The organism is Butyricimonas sp. DFI.6.44, assembly GCF_022132345.1.
Taxonomy (GTDB): domain Bacteria; phylum Bacteroidota; class Bacteroidia; order Bacteroidales; family Marinifilaceae; genus Butyricimonas; species Butyricimonas muris.
On record NZ_JAKNJD010000023.1, the window covers coordinates 16048 to 34441 of the forward strand.

An 18394-nucleotide genomic window follows, 5' to 3' on the forward strand; every position below is an offset into this window, starting at 1 on the left:
AAAGGTGGATGATTTCATTTTTTAAGCCAAATAAACTTTAAAATGATATGATATGACGTTAAGTATAGACCAAAGCAGTTGCATAAAATGCGGAAAGTGCGTGAAGGTTTGTCCGGCGGCAATTTTTACACAGGTAAAGGTGGGTGAAGTCGTGGGGATCGAGCACGAGGAGATGTGTATCGGGTGCGGGCATTGTGTTGCGGCGTGTCCGACGGGTGCGGTGAAGCATAGTGATTTCCCGGTGGAGAAAGTGCACCCGATTGATTACACGCTGTTGCCGACCCCTGAGCAGATGATGCTTTTGTGCAAGGTGCGACGTTCGAATCGGACGATGACAAAACAACCTGTTCCGGTGGAGATGTTGGATATGATCGCGGAGGCGGCACATCGGGCTCCCACGGCGACGAATGCGCAGAGCGTGTCGTTCACGTTGGTTACAGACCCGAAACGGGTGCGTGAAGTAAGCGAGTACACGCTTGGCATTTTTGGCGGGGTGTTGAAGAAATTGAAGAATCCGGTATTGAAACCTCTGTTGAAACCTTTGTTGAAAGGGGTTTACAGGTATGTGCCTGTTTTTGAACGTTTGCTCCGGGAAGATCGAGCCGGGAATGACCCGATACTGCGTCATGCCACGGCATTGCTTTTCATTCATACACCCGAGTCGAATCGTTTCGGGTGTGAAGATTGTAATCTGGCTTATCAGAATGCCTCGTTGATGGCGGAGAGCCTTGGCGTCAGTCAAGTATACATGGGATTCGTGATGTCTGCCGTCAAGCAGGACAACAAGAGAGGGTTGGCGAAATCGTTGGGGATAGACGGACATATCCATGCTATCATGGCATTGGGGATGCCTGCTTTTCGTTACCCGAATTACATCGACCGTAAAGATATAAAAGTGACGAAATTGGAATAACTTGTCTTCGCCGGTTGACGTATATCGGGTATGAATTAACGAAAACAATAAAGCTATGGACAAGTTCAACGAATTGATTAATGGTGACAAACCGGTATTGGTAGACTTTTTCGCTACTTGGTGCGGACCTTGCAAGATGATGCACCCGATACTTGAAGAGGTAAAGAAACGGTTGGGGGATAAGGTGGTTATTCTGAAGGTGGATGTGGATGTCCCGGTTAATCGTCAGCCGGTGTACCAATATCATGTTCAGTCGGTACCGACACTCATGTTGTTTAAAGGAGGACGTATGTTGTGGAATAATAGCGGTGTGGTACAGGCCGCACAGTTACAGCAAATTATAGAACAGTATATGTGACATTTAAAATAAATTGTATGAAGTATGTGATAGTCGGTGGTGTGGCGGGAGGAGCCTCTACGGCAGCCCGTTTGCGTAGACTGGATGAAAATGCTGAAATAATCCTTTTCGAGAGAGGTGAGTATATTTCTTACGCGAATTGCGGGTTACCTTATTATATCGGGGATGTGATTTACGAGCGACAGAAATTATTCGTGCAGACGCCGGAGAGTTTTGCCGCTCGTTTTAATATAGAAGCCCGGATACGTTCCGAAGTGGAGGGAATAGAACCGGGGAAAAAGGTGATAACGGTGCGCGACTTGAATTCGGGAAAACGTTACGAGGAGTCGTATGACAAGTTGATCCTATCGCCGGGTGCGGAGCCTGTGCGTCCCCCGTTACCGGGAATCGATGGCGACGGGATATTCACCTTGCGTAATGTAAGCGATACGGATCGGGTGAAAGAGTACGTGGAGGAGCGTGACGTGAAGCGGGTAGTGATTGTCGGTGCCGGTTTTATCGGTTTGGAGATGGCGGAGAATCTGCACGAGTACGGAATTGACGTGTTGATCGTGGAAATGGCCGATCAGGTGATGACTCCCGTGGATTACGAGATGGCGGCGATTGTACACCAGCATCTTAAAGCAAAGGGCGTGGGACTTTACCTACAAGAGGCAGTGACAGCCTTTCGGCAGACAGGGGAAGGCATGGAAGTCGTGCTGCGAAGCGGGTTGATATTGCAAACAGACATGGTACTGCTCTCTATCGGAGTTCGTCCGGATGCCCGTTTGGCAAAAGCTGCCGGGTTGGAGATTGGGGAAACGGGAGGAATCAAGGTGAACGAGTATTTGCAGACTTCCGATCCGGATATTTATGCGGTGGGTGATGCCATAGAGTTTCCCAATCCCGTGAGCGGTCGTCCGGCTCTGGCATTTTTGGCGGGTCCCGCTAATAAACAGGGGCGAATTTGCGCGGATAACGCGGTTTACGGTAACAGGAGAAAATATAAAGGATCAATCAACACGGCTATTGCGAAGGTATTCGACCTGACGGTAGGGGCAGCGGGTTTGTCGGCAAAAATGCTCGAACGGTTGCAGCTCCCTTACAGGGAAGCTATTATTCACGGGGCTTCGCACGCGGGGTATTACCCGGGGGCAATCATGATGGATATCAAGATCAATTTTTCCCCGACAGACGGGAAATTGCTGGGAGCGCAAGTGGTCGCCGCGGACGGGGCAGACAAGCGATTGGAAATGATGTCGGCAGTGATACGGGAAGGTGGTTCCGTGTACGATCTGATGGAGTTGGAACAGGCATATGCGCCCCCTTATTCTTCGGCAAAAGATCCGGTGAATATGGCGGGGTTCGTGGCAGATAATATGTTGAGCGGAAAAGTGAAGATGATTAGCTGGCGCGAGTTGCAAGCGATGGATACCGAAAGCACGCTCTTGGTCGATGTCCGTATGCCGGGAGAATTCGCGGAAGGTAGTATAGAAGGTGCCGTGAATATTCCTTTGGACGGATCACGTGCCGAGTATCGGAATTTACCGAAAGATAAAACGATCGTGGTCTTTTGTGCTATCGGTTTACGGGGATACATTGCTGCGCGGGTATTGATGCAATTGGGATACAACGTGCTGAACTTGAACGGGGGATACCGTACTTATGCTGCGGTTACGACAGGACAAGGTAATCCGGTTAATCTTTTTAGCGTACCGTGTTCGGGACCTGTAAACAAAAAATGAATGACTCACTAAGATATTGAAACAGATGATCCGGGAACTACCAGACTTTCCCGGATTTTCTCCACCCCTTTTTATAATAGTTCTCACTCAGGTGACTAACGATGACTCCTTTCGAGGTGCTGGCATGGACAAAATAGCCGTTCTTGAGGAATATACCGACGTGTGTTAATCCTCGCCTTTTCTTTTTGGAGAAGTTGAAGAACACGAGGTCACCGGATTTTACCCTTCGTTTCCCGATGCGTTGACAATCTTTGCTATACATGTTTGCAACCGTACGTTGCAATGATTTATGATAGACATTCTTGTACACCGCTCCCACGAAGCCTGAACAATCAGCTCCCATGCGAGTGGTTCCCCCGTAACGGTAGGGGGCGCCAAGCCAAAGACTTACTTCTTCAAACAGGGGCAGGTTGTCCCGTTTGCTCACGGTGAAGCCCAATTTACGTGATAATTGCTCTGTTTTACTTTTTTGGACGGCGAGTTGCCGCGATGAACTACAAGAGGATAGTGCCAATGCCAAAAAAAGGATGCTCCAATATAGAATCTTTTTCATCTGATTTACAACGTTTATATGCTTATTTGCCCTGCTTATTTGACAAAGATAATTAAATAGTCCGAGGTTTTTGTTATTTTCGCGTGGGTAGAGTTGTTAAAAATAGTCCTATTCATTTGAAACTTGTTATAGGCAATTAACGTTGAATCCGAGTAGTAAGATGAATTATTTGGCACATATATTTCTTTCAGGAGATAACCGGAAGATACAAATTGGAAATTTTGTCGGGGATGCGGTGAAAGGGCATGCCTATAACAAGTTTTCTCCCGATTTCCGGAAAGGAATATTGTTGCACAGGGCGATAGATGATTACACGGATCATCACCCGTTGGTGCGTGAAGCTATCGAACTGTCAAGAGGAGAATTTGGCAGGTACGCCGGGGTGATGACGGATATTTTTTTTGATTATTTCCTTGCAACGGGTTTCAGACGCTATACGGGAAAATCCTTGCGACGGTTTGCTTTCGGGTTTTACGCTTCGTTGATTGTGAATTACCGTTATTTACCGGAGCGTTTCAAAGGATTCCTGTGGCATTTTATTCTCACCAACCGTTTGGTGAAGTATGCTTCGTTAGCGGGAATCCAGCGTTCTCTGGAGATTATGGTCGAGTATAAAAATCTGGGAGTAGACCCGGATAAAGCCATTGGATTTCTCGCGGCGAACCGGGTGCAGTTGCAGGGTATATTCGAACGATTTTTTCCCGATGTACAGGAAATGAGTCGAGTGAAGTTGAATGAAAATATGATTATTAACTAGATAAATAAAAAAAGAGTATGGAAGAATTATTTACAAATCCGTCTAATGTTTCTATGGATGCGTTTTTGAGCAGGATGGTAGATTTGGGGATTACCGTCGGCTCTAAAATTTTATTTGCTGTTATTGTTCTGATCGTGGGGCGTTGGCTCGTGCGGCGATTGAACAAGTTGGTGAACAAGATTCTGACCAAACGGGAAGTGGATGCTTCGTTGACTACCTTTGTAAGGAGTTTGGTGAGTATCACGTTGAACTTGTTATTGGTTATCGTGATTATTGGAATACTTGGAATTGAAACCAGTTCGTTTATCGCCCTCTTCGCTTCTGCCGGTGTTGCTGTCGGTATGGCGTTGAGCGGTACACTTCAGAACTTTGCCGGGGGAGTGATGATTTTGTTGTTTAAACCTTTCAAGGTTGGCGATTTCATTGAAGCACAGGGACAAAGCGGTACGGTGAGAGAGATACAGATTTTTAATACGATACTTACCACGGCTGATAATAAGGTGATCATTATCCCGAATGGAGGTTTGTCAACCGGCTTGATGAAGAATTACTCTAAGGAACCGACTCGTCGGGTGGATTGGGAGTTCGGTATCGCTTACGGGGATGATTACACGAAAGCGAGAGAAGTATTAGCTCGTTTATTAGATGCTGATTCCCGAGTGTTGAAAGAGCCGCCTTATTTTATAGCCTTGACTTCATTAGGCGCGAGTTCCGTGAATATCGTGGTTCGTGCTTGGGTAAATTCCGCCGACTACTGGGGTGTTTATTTCGATATGAACGAAAAAGTGTACAAGACATTTGCACAGGAGAATCTGAATATTCCTTTCCCGCAAATGGATATACATTTGCATCAATAGGTTTAATAAGGTTTGTAAAGTTCATAAGGTAAGATTCTGTTTGAAGGATTACCTTATGAACTTTTTTATTATCTTTCGCCCTCGAAATCTTGGAAGTCTTCCGGAACTTTATAAACCTTATAACTTTATACACTTTATGAACTCATTAGTTTGGTTGGATTTGAATTCATCATATGCTCATTCTTCTTTGGCTCTTCCGGCGATTCACGCGCAAGTGAAAGGAGATGAAGGGGATGTCACGTGGAGTAAGGTTTCGGCGACGATTAATTCAAACGTGGGGAGTGTGGTCGCGGAGATCGTGGAGAAGAAACCGGATATATTGGCTGCCACGGCATGGTTGTTTACTCATGAGGTGTTATTGAAGATAACTTCGCGGGTGAAAGCTCTGCTGCCGGAATGTACGATTATATTCGGCGGGCCGGAGATGTTGGGTGATAACGGGGAGTATTTACGAAGATACCGTTTCGTGAGTTGCGTGTTCCGCGGGGAAGGGGAGATCGGTTTTCACGAGTGGTTGAGGGTATATGATCGTCCGGAGGATTGGTATTCGGTGACGGGACTTTGCTGGTTGGATGCCGAAGGAGTGTATCATGACGGCGGATTAGCGAGGGTGATGGAGTTTGAGCAGTTACAAGTACCGGAAACCAGTCGGTTCTTTGATTGGTCAAAGCCTTTCGTGCAGTTGGAAACGACACGGGGGTGCTTTAATACTTGCGCGTTTTGCGTGAGTGGTGCGGAGAAACCTGTGCGGGTGCTTTCCGTGGAGCGAATACGGGAGAGATTAACTGTTATCCGGGAGCACGGCATCCGGGATATACGTTTGCTCGACCGCACGTTTAACGGGAGCTCGGAACGGGCTATTCGTTTATTGCAACTGTTCCGGGAGTTTGCCCCCGCGATGCATTTTCATCTGGAGATACACCCCGCTTTGCTTTCCGATGAGGTGAAGGTGTTGTTGCGGGAGTTACCGACGGGTTTATTGCATTTGGAAGCGGGGATACAAAGTCTGCGGGAAGAAGTATTGCAAGCCTGCCGTCGAATCGGTAATTTGCAGGCGGCTTTGGATGGTTTGCGTTATTTGGCGGGGTTGCCTAATCTTGTCGTGCATGCCGACTTGATAGCGGGATTGCCTTTATATACCTTGGAACAGATGGTTGCTGACGTTCGGGTGCTGGCTTCATTCGGCACAGGTGAAATTCAATTGGAGTTGTTGAAATTGTTACCCGGCACGGTGATGCGGGAGGAGGCAGAGAGCTTGGGAATAATATATTCTCCGGATGTACCTTACGAGGTGTTGTGTACCCGGGAGATGAGCGTGGAGGATTTATGGCAAGCCCGGTTATTGTCCCGCTTGATAGACGGATTTTATAACGCCGCGGCATGGCAGGAAGTGGTGCGCCGCTTGATAGTTCATGATGAACGTTTCTTGCCGGATTTCTTGTCGTGGTTGGAGAGGTTGGAACTACTGGAACAACCGTTGAGTCTGGAAAAACGGGGAGTCCTGTTATATGAATTTTGTGAAGATCGTTATCCGGCATTTTTAACGGATATTTCCGTGGCGTGGATCGTGGCGGGTATTCCTTTTGCCAAAGAACCGGGCAAACGGTTGAAACCTTGGAATAGTGAGATTCCGGGAGGCATCACGGTTGTAACGGGTGAATACACGGAAGTGATGAGGGTATATTATTTCATGGATGGGGTAAAGGAGTACTGGTTCGGTTTTGACCGGGGAAAGTCAGCATCGAAGCCTCTCTTTGTCGCTTGTCGGGGAATAGATTGAATTACAAGGTGATCCAGTTGCTTATGATTTCCTTCCCATGAGAAGTGATGATGGATTCCGGGTGATATTGGACTCCGTGGAGCGGGAGGCTTTCGTGATAAAAAGACATGATATTGCCCTCTTCGTCAACGGCGCTTATTTTCAAGCATGGAGGAAGCGTTCGCGGGTTAACAATCCAAGAGTGGTAACGTCCTACCTGCACGGGGGTGGTGATTTCATGATAAAGCGTGTCCGCGGAGTCGGTAATAAAAAGAGGACTCGCGTGCCCGTGTTTGGGATGATCCAATTGTTGTAAGTGTGCCCCGAAACATTCGGCTATTGCCTGATGTCCAAGACATACGCCAAGTATGGAATGTGTATGTTTGCACCGGTCTATGAGAGGGAGCAGGTCGCCTGCTTCTGCCGGGATGCCGGGACCGGGCGAGAGCAGAAGTTTGTCGTAGCGGTCAAGAGCGGAAAAGTCTATGTTATCATTGTAGACAATATCGAATTGGCAATTTTCACATTCCCGTAAAATCTGAACGAGATTGTAGACAAAAGAATCGTGATTGTCAATGACTAGAACGCGTTTCATGAAGGCAATTTGTTTTTTTACTTTGCAAACTTTATAAACTCTTTCGGTTGCAAAAGTAGGAATTCGGAGCTAAATAAACTACCTTTGACCTGACAGTTTTTCGGGAGAAGCGCGTGATTCCCGGGGTTGCAATGAATTTGCAACTTGTAGTCTGTTGGTTATAAGTGTATGTTATGGCAAAAAGAAAAAATTGGTTCTCCCTGTTCTTCACGAATTATTTAGGAGTATTGAATGATAATTTCCTGAAGACATTAGCGTGCTTTATTTGTATCGCTTGGGTGGGTAAAGAGAACGAGTCAATGGTCGTCACGTTGGCATCGGCTGCATTGGTAATTCCCTATTTATTGTTTTCCCCGTTGGCGGGACGTTTGGCGAAGATATACAAGAAACGGAAAATCGTGGTATGGGCAAAGTTCGCGGAGATGTTGATCATGCTCGTGGCCGCGGCAGGGTTTCTGGCGCACTCGACATCGCTCGTGTTGGGTTCTATCCTTCTCATGGGATTGCAAAGTGCTTTATTTTCGCCCTCTAAATACGGATTGATACGGGATATCGGGGGTGAAGAGGGTATTTCTTTCGGTTCGGGTGCAATGGAAATGTTTGCTTTCGTGGGGATTTTGACCGGAACGCTGATGGCTGCTTTCCTGTCGGAAAGCGCAGGTATTCCGGTGTTGTGTGCGATCCTTTTCGGGGTGGCGTTATTCGGTTGGTTGTCGAGTCTGACGATTCGTGCGAACGAGAGCGAACCGTTGAAAGAGAGTCACGAGACGTTGAATCCCTTGAAGTTCGTGAAAGATATGTTCTTGCGTGCGAAAGCTTTTAAAGGATTGAACCTTATCGTGGTAGGACTTGCCACATTTTGGTTTATCGGTTCTATGATACAGATGGTGCTTATCGTGTATTGCCGTTCCGATTTAGGGATGAGTGATTCGGAAACGGGTATCGTGATGTCGTTGGCGGCTATCGGTATCGGGGCGGGATGTTATCTGGCGGGAGTGTTATCCCGTCATGATGTCGAATTAGGGTTGGTGCCGTGCGGGGGGATTACCACGGGACTGATGTTGTTGGCAATTTTTATTTTTGACGCGGGGGGAGTGTTCTTTGCCGTACTGGTATTCTTTGCGGCGTTTTTCAGCGGGATGTTTAAGGTTCCGCTGGATGCTTGGATTCAGGCAAACGTGAAAGGACGGGAGCTGGGGGATATGTTGGCTTATTCTAACTTGATCACATTTCTGTTTATGCTTTTTGCTTCGGGATGTTTCGGGGCGATAAATATGTTTTTTGATTCCAGAATTGTGTTTATTTTTCTTGCGGTACTGACATTTGCGATAACTTTCATCCTGTTTGTCAGGGTGGTTGAAGTCCGGGAACGGTTTCGTAAGTTGAGGATAGTAAAGTTTTTTTATGGTAGCAAGGTATAAAAGAGTATTGGCAGCTTTTTACCGGGGCGTGTTGAGTTCCCGTTACCGGGTACATTTGAAAGGAGCGAAATTGTTGACGGAGTCGAAGACAACATTGTTTCTGCCGAATCATCAGGCTTCGGTCGATCCGCAGATCGTGTGTTCTCAATTATTGCGTTACACGGATGTATCCCCGTTAGTGACAGAAGGGTATTTTAAGATTCCCGTTGTGGCACAGATACTTCATTTGATGGGAGCCGTGCGGGTTCCCGATCTTGAAAAAAGTCGTCGGGGCGTGGAAGTCGTGGCAGGATTGAACAAGGTCGTGGTGGACGCTTTGGCAGCAGGCAGAAACGTGTTGATTTATCCGGCGGGACAGTTGACCAACGGCGGGCTGGAGCATGTCGGTAACAAACAGGGAGCGTGGCAGGTATGCCGCCAATTGCCGGACGGAACGCGAGTGGTCGGTATACGGATTCAAGGATTGTGGGGAAGTATGTGGTCTAGGGCTAAGACGGGAAAAACTCCTAATTTCTTGTGGACTTATATGAAAGCTATCTTTTACGTGTTGGCGAATTTCATTTTTTTTGTCCCTCGTCGGGATGTGACAATTACCTTTGAAGATATCACGGGGGACGCCGTACGTTACGCGGAAGAAGGAAGACAGCCTTTTAACCGCTATCTGGAGAGTTTTTATAATGCGGAAGGAGAGGAGAAGCCGCTTTATTTGAAGCACCTCTTTTATAATTGAAAATGGAGAATTGAAAATGAACTCTTTCGTCGGTAAGCGGGGCGGAAATCATAAATCTAAAATCATAAATCTAAAATAGGATGACCGCGAATGAAATAAGAGAGCGAATGAATCTGTCGGGAGGTCGGCGGGAACCATTCTTGTTCGGGGTGGATTTCGAGTTGACAAAAGGCTTTTTTATACCTTCTCCTTTGCAACAGCAGGACATTCTTTTTGAAGTAGGAGGTGTGACGAATGTACCGGAAAGCAAAAATGTTCCGACAGGAGGATTATTCGAGCGACATCCGGTTTCCCGTGAGGAATACGAGAGGAAGTTTAATGTCGTGAGGCAAGGATTGATGAGAGGGGATTCGTTTTTACTAAATTTGACTGTTGCGACCGCTCTTGAAACGGATTGGACTTTGGAGGGGATATTTTATCGGGCACGTTCCCCGTATCGTTTGTTGGTGCCGGGTGAATTTGTCTGCTTCTCTCCCGAGATTTTCGTGCGAATCAAGGACGGGGTGATTTCATCTTTCCCGATGAAAGGAACCATTGATGCCCGTGTGCCGGATGCCGAGCGGGTGATTCTTGAAGATTACAAGGAGCGTGCCGAGCATTATACCATCGTGGATTTAATCCGTAATGATTTGAATCGGGTTGCCGAGCGGGTGCGGGTTCCTCGTTTTCGTTATATCGATCGTTTGGGTACAAGTAACGGGGAAATACTTCAAGTGAGTTCCGAAGTGGCGGGAGATCTGACTGGAGATTGTTTCTCCCGTTTAGGAGATATCGTGTTCGGGCTATTGCCTGCCGGTTCCATTTCCGGGGCACCGAAACCCTCGACTCTGAATATTATCGCCCGCGCGGAAAAGGAACCCAGAGGTTATTACACGGGTGTATTCGGTTATTTTGACGGCGAAGGATTCGATTCGGCGGTAATGATCCGGTTTATCGAGCAACGGGACGGAAAGTTCTATTTCCGTAGTGGCGGGGGAATCACGATCAATAGTGACCGGGAAGCGGAATATAAAGAAGTGTTGGAAAAGGTGTATCTGCCGTTTTGTGATAATTAAATATATATGGTATGAAAAGTAGTTTCGTGGAAACAATCAGGGTGAATAACGGGCAATTTTGCCATTTGGCTTATCACGAATGTAGGGCTAGGGCTACTTCCCTTGCTGTGTTCGGTTGTCCCTTGGAATGGGATGTTGCCGGAATGACTGTACCTGATGAGGCACGCCAAGGGGTGGTGAAGTGTCGTGTCGTGTACGATACGGTAATAAGGGACGTGACTTTCTCTCCCTATACTTTTCGGCGTATCGGTTCTTTACGGTTGATTGAAGATAACGCGATAGACTACCGTTTCAAATCAACCGATCGTGTCGCGCTTGAACATGTATTTGCGCAACGGGACGGGTGTGACGATGTACTTGTCGTGCGGCAAGGGATGATTACCGACACTTCTTTCTCTAATATCGTGCTGGAAGATGCCACGGGGTTGTACACGCCCGATACGTTTTTACTCAACGGTACCCGGCGTCAGCGATTACTTGACGAGGGTGTCGTGCGGGAGCGTGCTGTTCCGGTGAGTGAACTTTGTCGTTATGACCGATTATACTTGATTAATGCCATGCTCGGACTTGAAGACAACATATCACTTCCGTTGAGTGCGGTGAGATTCTGATATTATTCTGCCGTTGTCCGGTAATACACTCGTTTGCTGGTTTTGAATATCAATTCCATTTTATCGTAATTGACGAAGGCCTCGCTACGGAAATTCGTGAGCGGGTTGCTGGCAAACTGGATGTAATCTTCTTTTAATAAATACCATGTCCCGTTGGCTTCTCTCGTGGTATTGGCTGCAATATCGAGAATGCTGAATCTATAAGTATAGTCGGGATAAAGCGTGAACGTGAATCTCTCGGACGGTTTGATATTATTGGGAATATAGGTGATATAACTTCCGGTTAAAAGACGTGATGCCTGACATTTTGTTTCCGGGTTAAGACTGATGGCACGCGTGATAACGAGTTTCTGTCCGGGAATTTGTTCTACCTCGTCGTTGGGGGTAATATAACCATAAAATTGAGCGTATACCGGAGTCCCCTCGGGTAGATGTAATGCCTTGTATTCTTTCTCAACCTTATAGGCCACCTCACCGAAGGTGATCGAAAGTGATTTCCCCGTGGCACAATCTTTTAGTGTTGCTTTTTTGCCTGCAAGCACGTATTCTCCGGCAAAATAGTAATCGGCAGCGGAGGTCGGCATGGCACTTAACACGGTATCCACGGATGTTGCAGGTTGCCGTGCTTCTTTTGTTTTTGCTTTATTTTTGCATCCGCAAAGGACGATGATGATAGATACGAATAATAACGCGTGTGTTTTCATTGCTTTTTTATTTTAGAAGTAAAACGGGGAAAAAGCTTGAAAGGTTCACGTATTTAGAATTTAGATAGGGTATTTAGACCAATTTCATTTTTTCCAATAATATTGAAGCATTCATATTTTGACTGATACCGGGTTTCAACTTGTAGTCGTACACGATGTCATCATCGGTATGAGTGATCTCGAAACAACGATTGAAATAGTGCTCCGGTTGAGTATCCGCGAGCGCACCGAGTTCCAGATCATGCGTGGCAACGAGTCCGGCAATGGGAAGTGTCAGCAGTTTTTGCAGGAAACGACGGGAACCGTTGAGTTTGTCGCGGGAGTTCGTTCCTTTCAGTATCTCGTCGAGAATGATAAATGTTTTTTCTTCCCGCTCTGCCATGGTAACCAGCTTTTGCAGGCGAAGCAGTTCGGCATGAAAATAAGAGGTGCCCTTGGCAAGATCATCAACCGTGCGCATGCTGGTAAATATCGCCATCGGTTGAAACTCGAACGAGGAGGCACGTACCACCGCACCACAGCAAGCCAGCACTAGATTAACCCCGACAGCACGCAGGAATGTACTTTTACCTGCCATATTAGCCCCCGTGATGATATAGAACTCGTGAAGACGGTCAATCCCGAAATCATTTGTCACGCAACCTTCGGCGGATAGCAGGGGATGCCCGATAGCCGCACCTCGCAGGATCACGTCCGTGTTCAGCGCGGGAGTGACAAAATCCGGGTGGTTGTACTTGTAATTGGCGAGGCTGACAAGAGCGTCAAGTTCTCCCGTGGCGTTTACCCATGCCGGGATGGCTTCGGCGTATTCCCGTTTCCATGCCACGAGCCGTTTAAGTAAATGCAATTCCCGTAATAGTAGCCCGTTCAGTAATATGGCGACCAACACGTTAGTACGCTGGTCAAAACCTTCTTGAATCTTGCGCAGGGAACGGAGTGCCGTGTCCGCGTTCGAGGAGGTGGAGAACAATTGCTCTCGAACGGATAGCAGTTGGCTGCTATGGCACGGGAAGTCGGCAAAATGATGGATTAACTCGTGCAAGTTGCTGAACGAACGTGTAAACTCATCCAACCGCAGGTGCGCCCGAAGCGTGCGACTCGCCGGGACATAGCAAAGAATGAGCGAGAGGCAGGAAAGCGTGAACGGGAGATTCCAAGCTATCACGGAAAAGATATTCAATATCCATGCGGAAATGGTGATTACCGGGAGAATATACAGAAACGGCGTGCTCCAACGGGGCAATGATTCCCGCTCTTGTTGCCATTTTTCGATTTGTTGTATGGCGAGAGGGGATACCCGTTGACTGTTTCCCGTGGCACGGAATGCGTGACACCAGTCCGGGTTGCCGCTTAACTCGCTTGCCGCTTGTTGCCGTGCGGTGATTTCTTTTTCTGACTTCAAGGGATTGAGCAACCACTGGCGCATCTTTTCTCTTCCGTGAGGAGTCACCGTCCGATTGACCGCTTGAAAAAGCGAGCTGTCACCGAAAAGATCGAGATCATGTGCGTAAGGATGCGTCTGATCTTTATATTCGTTTCCCGCGGGAAGGTGTTGCAGATTTCCCGCCAGATATTCCAACTCCACTTCCGAACATTTTTTCAATTCACTCAAGAACGCGATCTTCTTCAATAATTTGGTTTCCAAAATGTTTATAACTATAAACAAGGCAATCGCTACAAAGAAAGCGCAAAGGTAAACGACAGCACTCGTGTTCGCGAACGTGTATATAAAAAAGACGGCCGAGAGGAATAGGATGATTTTTACTAGCGTGATCCCGTTCCGTTTCTGTTTGTGATTCTTCAACAGTGCGGTTACTTCTTCCAATTTGCCGTGATAGTATTGTTCAGGTTGTTGCATGACTCGTGTGCTGTTTTTCGCGAATATACGGCTAAACATGGAATTTTCATTGTTTTTTATGGTGAATCTATAGAGAACCCACTGTAAACCTACCCAAGTAATACCGTAATCCTACCTCATCTTCAGTTATGCTCCGTTTATCCTCTGAACTTCCTGTTATCTCCAATATAGAAATGCTGGAGTTAAAGCAGAGTAGCATCGGCACTATGTACTTATTACCCTAGGTCTTGGGTAGGTTTACAGTGGGTTCTCTATAGGAGTTTGTAGAGTAAAGAAGTGTATTTGGAGTATGTTAAATTTCAATTTTTCACAAGAATAGCGGTTAAGTATCTTTTGTATTTGATTACTCTATGTTTATGTCTGAATTCTAGTTTCTGGTTGACAAATTGGTTGACAAAACGGTCAAAAACACCTAAAAATAACCAAAAAGAAAAAGAGAGTCACTTTTGTAACTCTCTCTGATTCAGTGGTGCCACCAGGAATCGAACCGGGGACACAAGGATTTTCAGTCCTTTGCTCTACCAACTGAGCTATGGCACCATTTTGGAATTGCGAGTGCAAATATAGAGGTTTTATTTGAACTTGCAAGGCGTGGGATGCAAAAAGTGGAAAAATATTATTTCTGTACTTGTCGCAAACGGATGCAGAGGTATATCATCCACACGAAAATGACCATGGAGGCGTAAGGTACTGCCGGAATGAAAAGGAACCAGAGCAGGAAGCCGATGATTAGGACGTAGAGATATACGAAGATGTATTTGTTGATAATCCACGGTAATTTCTCTTTGCCGATAAAAAAGGCGGCGATGAGGTTGAGTGGATTAGCCCAAAGAGCGTTGAAGTTGGGGTACATCGTGGGATGTTTGGTGAAAAAGCAAAGGAAGACGATAAGGCAACCGATGATACCCGTGATGATAAAAAACGGGATGGCAATGGCTTTCAACAAGCGTCTGCTTCTGTATTTTTGCAGGAGCAGGATAAGTGCTAACGTGCAAACGGCAAAGACAAAAAACGGGGAAATGTACCACGGGTTATTGGGAGTCTGGTCTGGGGCTTGGTAAATCACTTTAATCGGTTCAACCAGAGGCTTGCGGTTGAAATAGGCAGAGTCCAGTCGATACATGAGGTAATCGGGCAGGAACATCTGTTCCCGGGTGGTCACGATAGAGGTTGCAGGGGAACCGAGAATGGTATGGATACCCCATTGCGTCCACTGGGAGCGGCAGAGATATTCGTCCAACATGTTCCAGAAACTCTTGGTGGAAGGTTCTGCTATCCACGTGATACTGTTGTCGGTGCTTTTCTCGACAATATCCCTCGCTCTGGTTGTACAGTTGTCGTAAAGGAAGTTATAGAGATAAGTCCGGTTTTGTGGCTGATAATTTTCCACGAGTAGATCCATGAGTCGTTGTTTCTGAATGGAGTCCAGATTCAAGATTTGCGAGTACACGCTACGTTCCTCGTAAACATAAGAGGCCATGAAGCGGTCGAAATCCGAACAGGACAATTGATAGGGGAGTAATCCTCGGGCGAACTTGAAATAGAAACCTTGCGTGTTGAAATCAAACGTGCCATAGTTGAATACGATATCCAAATTATTTGCCTTGTCAGTGACACGGATGCCCGTGTGCCCGAAAAGAGAGTAGAGTTCATTTCCCGGTGCGCACGTGAGGATACTGATCGTGGCATCTTTCGTTAGCTTGATTGCCGATGTGTTTCGGGCAAACATACATAGAAAAAGGATGAATAATATGAATATTTTTGTTTTCATGCTTCGGGTGTTAGTTGTGTTTTACATGGCGGATACTCGATATCGCAGAGGAACAGCGCGTTCCCGGGGACTGAAGTGCCCGCGTTGCAGCGGTTTTTGCTTTCGATGATTTGTTGGAATTGTTTCAAGTCGATCCGTTTCTGACCGATGTCTAGCAGGGTTCCCACGATAGCCCGTACCATGTTTCGCAGGAAACGGTCTGCTTTTATCGTGAAGACAAGTTGTTCGTCGGTTTCTTCCCATCCGGCTTGCATAATTCGGCAAATATTGGTTTTCACGTCCGTGTGGAGTTTCGAGAAACTGGTGAAGTCCTCGTAACGTGTAAGTAACTCGCATGCTTGATTCATTAACCGGATATCGGGTAACGGGTGAGGTGTGTAAGCAAACGGGTAGGTGAACGGGTTCTTTGTTTTATTGATGTAATATTTGTATGTCCGCGAGAGCGCAGAGAACCGGGCATGAGCGTCCGGAAGGACGGGATAGATCTCTTTTATGGAGATGTGTTTCCCTAGGAAACGGTTAAGCTTATCGGTCAGGGCTTTCGTGTCCGCTACGGGAGTGACGCTGTCGAAATGGGCGACAAAAAAGGATGCATGCACACCCGTGTCGGTACGTCCGGCGCCGGTTACGTTGATGTCTTGCTTTAGCAACAGGGACAAGGCTTTGTTTATCTCTTCCTGCACGGAAGGAGCGTTAGGCTGGATTTGCCAACCGTTATAACCACTTCCGTTGTAAGCTAGTTCTATAAAATACCTGTGCATATTTTTCCTTTTGAAAGTCCAAAATTAACACAATTCGGGGAGACTTGCAACCGTCGGTGTAAAGTCTTAAAATTTTAAGATGTTTATCCCGACATTATGGATTTTACGTTATATTTGTAAGTCCATAGTTTCACGGACATCGATAAACGTTGAAATGAGATGAATAGTATAGCTGAAAATTTGAAACGTATAGCCGATAGTTTGCCAGAAGGGGTAAAGCTGGTGGCTGTGTCAAAAACGAAGCCGGTAGAGGCGATAGAAGAGGCGTATAATGCCGGACAACGGGTGTTCGGGGAGAACCGGGCACAGGAGTTGGCGGAGAAGTACGAGGTGCTCCCAAAAGATATAGAATGGCATCTGATAGGACATTTACAAACCAACAAGGTGAAATACGTGGCTGGATTCGTGGCAATGATTCACGGCGTGGAAAGCTTGAAGTTGCTGGAGACGATAGACAAGGAAGCAAAAAAACACAACCGGGTGATCCCTTGTTTGTTACAATTCCATGTGGCAAAGGAGGAAACGAAGTTCGGGTTGAACATGGAAGAAGCCCGGGAGTTACTGGAAAGCGAGAGTTACGCGAACATGAAGAACGTGCGGATTGAGGGTGTGATGGGAATGGCGACTTTCACGGACGATCTGGTGCAGGTTCGGGAGGAATTTCGGCATTTAAAAAGGATATTCAATGAGTTGAAGCAACAGTATTTTGCGGATAAATCGGAATTTAAAGAGTTATCTATGGGTATGTCTGGGGATTACAAGATTGCTGTTGAAGAAGGAAGCACGATGGTGAGGGTAGGAAGTTCGATATTCGGGGCAAGGCAATACAAAGCAATTGAAAATTGAAAATGCAGAATTGAAAATGAAATGAGAGAATAACAACTTGCAACTTACCGAAGGCAAATGTAACTTGCAACTTGTAACTCGCCGAAGGCGAACAAAAATCATAAATCATAAATCTAAAATTAATTATGGCAGAATTGAAGACGAAGTACATGGGACTGGAATTACGGAGTCCGATTATTGCGGCGAGTTGCGGGTTGACTTCCGATGTTGAGAAGATGGTGGAAATGGAAGAAGCGGGCGTTGGGGCAGTCGTGTTGAAATCTATTTTCGAGGAACAGATAAACCAAGAAACGAGCGGTGTGTTTAATGCCGGGTACGGGATGAGTGATGGTTACCCGGAAGCGGAGGATTACATCAAGGCTTATATCCGTTCCAACACGATACAGAAATATGTAGAATTGGTGCGCAACGCCAAAAGTCGTTTATCGATTCCCGTTATTGCCAGCGTGAATTGTTTCAGTGGTGGTGAATGGGTTAGTTTTGCCCGTCAATTGCAGGATGCCGGGGCTGATGCTTTGGAATTGAATGTTTTTATTTTGCCTGTGAACGAGTTTACAGAGAGTGCGGAGGTGGAGAATGTATACTTTGAGATCATGAAATCGATCAAAGAACAGGTAAAGATACCCGTTGCCATCAAGATCAGTCATTATTTCACGAATTTATCGGCTTTCGTGGATAAGATGAAAGCTTACGGGGCGAATGCCACGACAATATTCAACCGTTTTTACGAACCGGATATTAATATCAATAGCTTGACAATGGGAGCGGCTTCCGTGTTCAGTACGGCGACGGAGTTGAGAACGACGTTGCGGTGGACGGGTATTCTGGCGGGTAAGGACAAGAATCTGGAGATTTCTGCTTCGACGGGAGTGCATAGCGGTGAGGCGGTCGTGAAACTGCTATTGGCGGGAGCTACCACCGTCCAATTGTGCTCCGTGCTTTACGAGAAGGGGATAAGCGTGATCGGTGAGATGAATACTTTTATCAAGACGTGGATGGAGTCCAAAGCTTTCGAGAGTATTGATGACTTCCGGGGCATGCTGTCTTACTCTTCCATCGATAATCCCGATTTATACGAGCGAGCACAGTTTATGAAATACTTTAGTAATAAATCCAATTAA

The 18394-nt window shown here is 46.5% G+C and carries 17 protein-coding genes, 1 tRNA gene and 1 pseudogene; 12 read left to right on the forward strand and 7 right to left on the reverse strand.

Annotation, left to right across the window (positions count from 1 at the left end):
- The first annotated feature begins 52 nt into the window (after positions 1–52).
- From L0M98_RS22030 to L0M98_RS22040, 3 genes and pseudogenes are all read left to right on the forward strand, one after another.
- Positions 53–913 (forward strand): nitroreductase family protein, encoded by an 861-nt coding sequence (locus L0M98_RS22030; protein ID WP_227217835.1) that lies wholly within the window; start codon positions 53–55, stop codon positions 911–913.
- Positions 914–968: 55 nt separating this feature from the next.
- Complete coding sequence (trxA, locus tag L0M98_RS22035) at positions 969–1271, forward strand: thioredoxin (RefSeq protein ID WP_227217836.1); 303 nt, start codon at positions 969–971, stop codon at positions 1269–1271.
- Positions 1272–1288: 17 nt separating this feature from the next.
- Positions 1289–2947 (forward strand): annotated as a pseudogene (locus L0M98_RS22040) (FAD-dependent oxidoreductase); the annotation flags it as partial.
- An 85-nt stretch (positions 2948–3032) separates the two neighbouring features.
- On the opposite strand, the gene L0M98_RS22045 reads toward L0M98_RS22040, so the two are convergent.
- Positions 3033–3548, reverse strand: a complete 516-nt coding sequence (locus tag L0M98_RS22045) for a C40 family peptidase (RefSeq protein ID WP_227217837.1) — start codon at positions 3546–3548, stop codon at positions 3033–3035.
- Positions 3549–3708: 160 nt separating this feature from the next.
- Between L0M98_RS22045 and L0M98_RS22050 the strand changes: the two genes are divergently transcribed.
- The 3 genes from L0M98_RS22050 (at position 3709) to L0M98_RS22060 (ending at position 6942) form a co-directional block, all read left to right on the forward strand.
- Complete coding sequence (locus tag L0M98_RS22050; RefSeq protein WP_227217838.1) at positions 3709–4305, forward strand: acyl carrier protein phosphodiesterase; 597 nt, start codon at positions 3709–3711, stop codon at positions 4303–4305.
- 17 nt (positions 4306–4322) lie between these two features.
- Positions 4323–5162 carry a mechanosensitive ion channel family protein gene (locus tag L0M98_RS22055; protein ID WP_227217839.1) on the forward strand — a complete coding sequence of 280 codons (840 nt, stop codon included), beginning with the start codon at positions 4323–4325 and terminating at the stop codon, positions 5160–5162.
- A gap of 136 nt (positions 5163–5298) precedes the next feature.
- Positions 5299–6942 carry a B12-binding domain-containing radical SAM protein gene (locus L0M98_RS22060; protein WP_227217840.1) on the forward strand — a complete coding sequence of 548 codons (1644 nt, stop codon included), beginning with the start codon at positions 5299–5301 and terminating at the stop codon, positions 6940–6942.
- 1 nt (position 6943) lies between these two features.
- On the opposite strand, the gene L0M98_RS22065 is transcribed toward L0M98_RS22060, so the two are convergent.
- The gene (locus L0M98_RS22065; protein WP_227217841.1) at positions 6944–7516 is read right to left on the reverse strand and encodes an anthranilate synthase component II; all 573 of its coding nucleotides are present in this window, start codon (positions 7514–7516) and stop codon (positions 6944–6946) included.
- A gap of 173 nt (positions 7517–7689) precedes the next feature.
- Between L0M98_RS22065 and L0M98_RS22070 the strand changes: the two genes are divergently transcribed.
- The 4 genes from L0M98_RS22070 to L0M98_RS22085 all read left to right on the forward strand — a co-directional run bounded on the left by L0M98_RS22070 (position 7690) and on the right by L0M98_RS22085 (position 11333).
- Positions 7690–8937 (forward strand): MFS transporter, encoded by a 1248-nt coding sequence (locus L0M98_RS22070; RefSeq protein ID WP_227217842.1) that lies wholly within the window; start codon positions 7690–7692, stop codon positions 8935–8937.
- On the forward strand, positions 8921–9667 hold the full coding sequence (locus tag L0M98_RS22075) for a lysophospholipid acyltransferase family protein (RefSeq protein WP_227217843.1): 747 nt from the start codon (positions 8921–8923) through the stop codon (positions 9665–9667). Before L0M98_RS22070 ends, L0M98_RS22075 begins: the two co-directional genes overlap by 17 nt.
- Positions 9668–9747: 80 nt before the next feature.
- Positions 9748–10722, forward strand: coding sequence for an aminodeoxychorismate synthase component I (locus L0M98_RS22080; protein ID WP_099292153.1), 975 nt, complete (start codon positions 9748–9750; stop codon positions 10720–10722).
- An 11-nt stretch (positions 10723–10733) separates the two neighbouring features.
- Entirely contained in the window at positions 10734–11333 is a 600-nt protein-coding gene (locus L0M98_RS22085; protein ID WP_227217844.1) for an aminotransferase class IV, read from the forward strand.
- 2 nt (positions 11334–11335) lie between these two features.
- Here L0M98_RS22085 and L0M98_RS22090 read toward each other — a convergent pair whose 3' ends face one another.
- The 5 genes from L0M98_RS22090 to truA form a co-directional block, all read right to left on the reverse strand.
- A complete protein-coding gene (locus tag L0M98_RS22090) occupies positions 11336–12037 on the reverse strand; it encodes a hypothetical protein (RefSeq protein ID WP_227217845.1) in 702 nt (233 codons plus the stop codon).
- A 73-nt stretch (positions 12038–12110) separates the two neighbouring features.
- Positions 12111–13934 carry a MutS-related protein gene (locus tag L0M98_RS22095; RefSeq protein WP_227217846.1) on the reverse strand — a complete coding sequence of 608 codons (1824 nt, stop codon included), beginning with the start codon at positions 13932–13934 and terminating at the stop codon, positions 12111–12113.
- 428 nt (positions 13935–14362) lie between these two features.
- Positions 14363–14435 (reverse strand) — tRNA-Phe (locus L0M98_RS22100).
- Positions 14436–14511: 76 nt separating this feature from the next.
- On the reverse strand, positions 14512–15666 hold the full coding sequence (locus L0M98_RS22105; RefSeq protein WP_227217847.1) for an Lnb N-terminal periplasmic domain-containing protein: 1155 nt from the start codon (positions 15664–15666) through the stop codon (positions 14512–14514).
- On the reverse strand, positions 15663–16427 hold the full coding sequence (gene truA, locus L0M98_RS22110) for a tRNA pseudouridine(38-40) synthase TruA (protein ID WP_186975185.1): 765 nt from the start codon (positions 16425–16427) through the stop codon (positions 15663–15665). The genes L0M98_RS22105 and truA overlap by 4 nt, the downstream gene beginning before the upstream one ends.
- Before the next feature lie 159 nt (positions 16428–16586).
- Between truA and L0M98_RS22115 the strand changes: the two genes are divergently transcribed.
- The gene (locus L0M98_RS22115) at positions 16587–17273 is read left to right on the forward strand and encodes a YggS family pyridoxal phosphate-dependent enzyme (RefSeq protein WP_227217848.1); all 687 of its coding nucleotides are present in this window, start codon (positions 16587–16589) and stop codon (positions 17271–17273) included.
- 125 nt (positions 17274–17398) lie between these two features.
- Positions 17399–18394: a dihydroorotate dehydrogenase-like protein gene (locus L0M98_RS22120; RefSeq protein WP_186975186.1), complete on the forward strand. Its 996-nt coding sequence runs from the start codon at positions 17399–17401 to the stop codon at positions 18392–18394.

What these genes read in the sequence shown, in the direction of transcription:
- L0M98_RS22030 (WP_227217835.1), top strand. Translation starts at nt 53, where the DNA reads ATGACGTTAAGTATAGACCAAAGCAGTTGCATAAAATGCGGAAAGTGC.
- trxA (WP_227217836.1), top strand. Translation starts at nt 969, where the DNA reads ATGGACAAGTTCAACGAATTGATTAATGGTGACAAACCGGTATTGGTA.
- L0M98_RS22045 (WP_227217837.1), bottom strand. Translation starts at nt 3,548, where the DNA reads ATGAAAAAGATTCTATATTGGAGCATCCTTTTTTTGGCATTGGCACTA.
- L0M98_RS22050 (WP_227217838.1), top strand. Translation starts at nt 3,709, where the DNA reads ATGAATTATTTGGCACATATATTTCTTTCAGGAGATAACCGGAAGATA.
- L0M98_RS22055 (WP_227217839.1), top strand. Translation starts at nt 4,323, where the DNA reads ATGGAAGAATTATTTACAAATCCGTCTAATGTTTCTATGGATGCGTTT.
- L0M98_RS22060 (WP_227217840.1), top strand. Translation starts at nt 5,299, where the DNA reads ATGAACTCATTAGTTTGGTTGGATTTGAATTCATCATATGCTCATTCT.
- L0M98_RS22065 (WP_227217841.1), bottom strand. Translation starts at nt 7,516, where the DNA reads ATGAAACGCGTTCTAGTCATTGACAATCACGATTCTTTTGTCTACAAT.
- L0M98_RS22070 (WP_227217842.1), top strand. Translation starts at nt 7,690, where the DNA reads ATGGCAAAAAGAAAAAATTGGTTCTCCCTGTTCTTCACGAATTATTTA.
- L0M98_RS22075 (WP_227217843.1), top strand. Translation starts at nt 8,921, where the DNA reads ATGGTAGCAAGGTATAAAAGAGTATTGGCAGCTTTTTACCGGGGCGTG.
- L0M98_RS22080 (WP_099292153.1), top strand. Translation starts at nt 9,748, where the DNA reads ATGACCGCGAATGAAATAAGAGAGCGAATGAATCTGTCGGGAGGTCGG.
- L0M98_RS22085 (WP_227217844.1), top strand. Translation starts at nt 10,734, where the DNA reads ATGAAAAGTAGTTTCGTGGAAACAATCAGGGTGAATAACGGGCAATTT.
- L0M98_RS22090 (WP_227217845.1), bottom strand. Translation starts at nt 12,037, where the DNA reads ATGAAAACACACGCGTTATTATTCGTATCTATCATCATCGTCCTTTGC.
- L0M98_RS22095 (WP_227217846.1), bottom strand. Translation starts at nt 13,934, where the DNA reads ATGTTTAGCCGTATATTCGCGAAAAACAGCACACGAGTCATGCAACAA.
- L0M98_RS22105 (WP_227217847.1), bottom strand. Translation starts at nt 15,666, where the DNA reads ATGAAAACAAAAATATTCATATTATTCATCCTTTTTCTATGTATGTTT.
- truA (WP_186975185.1), bottom strand. Translation starts at nt 16,427, where the DNA reads ATGCACAGGTATTTTATAGAACTAGCTTACAACGGAAGTGGTTATAAC.
- L0M98_RS22115 (WP_227217848.1), top strand. Translation starts at nt 16,587, where the DNA reads ATGAATAGTATAGCTGAAAATTTGAAACGTATAGCCGATAGTTTGCCA.
- L0M98_RS22120 (WP_186975186.1), top strand. Translation starts at nt 17,399, where the DNA reads ATGGCAGAATTGAAGACGAAGTACATGGGACTGGAATTACGGAGTCCG.